This window comes from Rhizobium sp. PEPV16, from assembly GCF_008919455.1.
GTDB classification, from domain to species: Bacteria; Pseudomonadota; Alphaproteobacteria; order Rhizobiales; family Rhizobiaceae; genus Rhizobium; species Rhizobium leguminosarum_Q.
The window spans coordinates 32990-33514 of sequence record NZ_VSZV01000351.1; the positions used below are offsets into that span (position 1 = coordinate 32990).

1 protein-coding gene is annotated in these 525 nt (G+C 54.5%); it reads left to right on the top strand.

The genetic code is table 11. The features are described 5' to 3' along the window. Window positions 1-421, top strand: a 421-nt coding sequence (locus tag FY112_RS38225; protein ID WP_246700794.1) for a Crp/Fnr family transcriptional regulator, incomplete at its 5' end; no start/stop codon positions are given. Between the last annotated feature and the right edge of the window lie 104 nt (window positions 422-525).

A 525-nucleotide genomic window follows, 5' to 3' on the forward strand; every position in this document is an offset into this window, starting at 1 on the left:
CTCCGGAATTATGGTGCCGATGGAGACGTTTCAGCGCGCGCTCGCCGATGATCCTGAGATGAAAGCGTTCTTCCTTCGCTATGTTCACACAACCGTGCTGCAGCTCGCCTATTCGGCGCTCGCCAACGCCCGCTATAATATGCACGAACGGCTGGCTCGATGGATACTGATGTGTCACGACCGCCTTGAAGGCAACAACCTGGCAATTACCCATGAATTTCTGGCATTGATGCTCGGCGTCCGGCGTTCCGGCGTCACCAATGAACTGCACGTCCTTGAGGGCGTCCACGCGATCCGATCGACCCGAGGAAACGTGCGAATAATGGACAGGGAAAAATTGATCGAAATTGCCGGTGGCTGCTATGGAGTGCCGGAGCGCGAATATGAAAAGTTGCTGGGTCTTCCGCTCCGCCCCAGGTAGATTAGCCCATTCGCTTAATCGCTTCCGAAAAAGGCAACACGAGCAGGATATCGCCTGTTTCGTTTCTGATCTCGACGCTTCTTGACGCAATGTCATATCCAAGC